A 3,035-nucleotide genomic window follows, 5' to 3' on the forward strand; every position below is an offset into this window, starting at 1 on the left:
ACCGCAATCTGGTCTGTTCGACGCAAATTGCTTGGGTGTTATATGGTCAAGCCTCACGGGCAATTAGTATTGGTTAGCTCAACGCCTCACAGCGCTTACACACCCAACCTATCAACGTCGTAGTCTTCGACGGCCCTTCAGGGAACTCAAGGTTCCAGTGAGATCTCATCTTGAGGCAAGTTTCCCGCTTAGATGCTTTCAGCGGTTATCTTTTCCGAACATAGCTACCCGGCAATGCCACTGGCGTGACAACCGGAACACCAGAGGTTCGTCCACTCCGGTCCTCTCGTACTAGGAGCAGCCCCTCTCAAATCTCAAACGTCCACGGCAGATAGGGACCGAACTGTCTCACGACGTTCTAAACCCAGCTCGCGTACCACTTTAAATGGCGAACAGCCATACCCTTGGGACCGGCTTCAGCCCCAGGATGTGATGAGCCGACATCGAGGTGCCAAACACCGCCGTCGATATGAACTCTTGGGCGGTATCAGCCTGTTATCCCCGGAGTACCTTTTATCCGTTGAGCGATGGCCCTTCCATACAGAACCACCGGATCACTAAGACCTACTTTCGTACCTGCTCGACGTGTCTGTCTCGCAGTCAAGCGCGCTTTTGCCTTTATACTCTACGACCGATTTCCGACCGGTCTGAGCGCACCTTCGTACTCCTCCGTTACTCTTTAGGAGGAGACCGCCCCAGTCAAACTACCCACCATACACTGTCCTCGATCCGGATAACGGACCTGAGTTAGAACCTCAAAGTTGCCAGGGTGGTATTTCAAGGTTGGCTCCACGCGAACTGGCGTCCACGCTTCAAAGCCTCCCACCTATCCTACACAAGCAAATTCAAAGTCCAGTGCAAAGCTATAGTAAAGGTTCACGGGGTCTTTCCGTCTAGCCGCGGATACACTGCATCTTCACAGCGATTTCAATTTCACTGAGTCTCGGGTGGAGACAGCGCCGCCATCGTTACGCCATTCGTGCAGGTCGGAACTTACCCGACAAGGAATTTCGCTACCTTAGGACCGTTATAGTTACGGCCGCCGTTTACCGGGGCTTCGATCAAGAGCTTCGCGTTAGCTAACCCCATCAATTAACCTTCCGGCACCGGGCAGGCGTCACACCCTATACGTCCACTTTCGTGTTTGCAGAGTGCTGTGTTTTTAATAAACAGTCGCAGCGGCCTGGTATCTTCGACCGGCATGAGCTTACGGAGCAAGTCCTTCACCCTCACCGGCGCACCTTCTCCCGAAGTTACGGTGCCATTTTGCCTAGTTCCTTCACCCGAGTTCTCTCAAGCGCCTTGGTATTCTCTACCCAACCACCTGTGTCGGTTTGGGGTACGGTTCCTGGTTACCTGAAGCTTAGAAGCTTTTCTTGGAAGCATGGCATCAACCACTTCGTCGCCTAATGGCAACTCGTCATCAGCTCTCGGCCTTAGAATCCCGGATTTACCTAAGATTCCAGCCTACCACCTTAAACTTGGACAACCAACGCCAAGCTGGCCTAGCCTTCTCCGTCCCTCCATCGCAATAACCAGAAGTACAGGAATATTAACCTGTTTTCCATCGACTACGCTTTTCAGCCTCGCCTTAGGGACCGACTAACCCTGCGTCGATTAACGTTGCGCAGGAAACCTTGGTCTTTCGGCGTGGGTGTTTTTCACACCCATTGTCGTTACTCATGTCAGCATTCGCACTTCTGATACCTCCAGCAAGCTTCTCAACTCACCTTCACAGGCTTACAGAACGCTCCTCTACCGCATCACCAAAAGGTGATACCCGTAGCTTCGGTGCATGGTTTGAGCCCCGTTACATCTTCCGCGCAGGCCGACTCGACTAGTGAGCTATTACGCTTTCTTTAAAGGGTGGCTGCTTCTAAGCCAACCTCCTAGCTGTCTAAGCCTTCCCACATCGTTTCCCACTTAACCATGACTTTGGGACCTTAGCTGACGGTCTGGGTTGTTTCCCTTTTCACGACGGACGTTAGCACCCGCCGTGTGTCTCCCATGCTCGGCACTTGTAGGTATTCGGAGTTTGCATCGGTTTGGTAAGTCGGGATGACCCCCTAGCCGAAACAGTGCTCTACCCCCTACAGTGATACATGAGGCGCTACCTAAATAGCTTTCGAGGAGAACCAGCTATCTCCGAGCTTGATTAGCCTTTCACTCCGATCCACAGGTCATCCGCTAACTTTTCAACGGTAGTCGGTTCGGTCCTCCAGTTAGTGTTACCCAACCTTCAACCTGCCCATGGATAGATCGCCCGGTTTCGGGTCTATACCCAGCGACTAAACGCGCTATTAACACTCGCTTTCGCTACGCCTCCCCTATTCGGTTAAGCTCGCCACTGAATATAAGTCGCTGACCCATTATACAAAAGGTACGCAGTCACAGAACAAAGTCTGCTCCCACTGCTTGTACGCATACGGTTTCAGGATCTATTTCACTCCCCTCTCCGGGGTTCTTTTCGCCTTTCCCTCACGGTACTAGTTCACTATCGGTCAGTCAGTAGTATTTAGCCTTGGAGGATGGTCCCCCCATATTCAGACAAAGTTTCTCGTGCTCCGTCCTACTCGATTTCATGACCAAGAGATTTTCGCGTACAGGGCTATCACCCACTATGGCCGCACTTTCCAGAGCGTTCCGCTAATCTCAAAGCCACTTAAGGGCTGGTCCCCGTTCGCTCGCCACTACTAAGGGAATCTCGGTTGATTTCTTTTCCTCAGGGTACTTAGATGTTTCAGTTCCCCTGGTTCGCCTCTTGCACCTATGTATTCAGTACAAGATAACCATCTTATGATGGCTGGGTTCCCCCATTCAGACATCTCCGGATCACAGTCTGTTTGCCGACTCCCCGAAGCTTTTCGCAGGCTACCACGTCTTTCATCGCCTCTGACTGCCAAGGCATCCACCGTATGCGCTTCTTCACTTGACCATATAACCCCAAGCAATCTGGTTATACTATGAAGACGACATTCGCCGAAAATTTGCATTCTTAATTAAAAGAGAACTCACAAATTTTACCTTAGCCTGAA

General features: G+C 51.5%; 1 rRNA gene. It reads right to left on the minus strand.

Features of this window, described 5'->3' with window-relative positions:
* Positions 1-42: 42 nt before the first annotated feature.
* Positions 43-2,935: ribosomal RNA gene (locus PMM47T1_RS28375) — 23S ribosomal RNA — on the minus strand.
* Positions 2,936-3,035: the final 100 nt, after the last annotated feature.

The organism is Pseudomonas sp. M47T1, assembly GCF_000263855.1.
Classification (GTDB): Bacteria; Pseudomonadota; Gammaproteobacteria; order Pseudomonadales; family Pseudomonadaceae; genus Aquipseudomonas.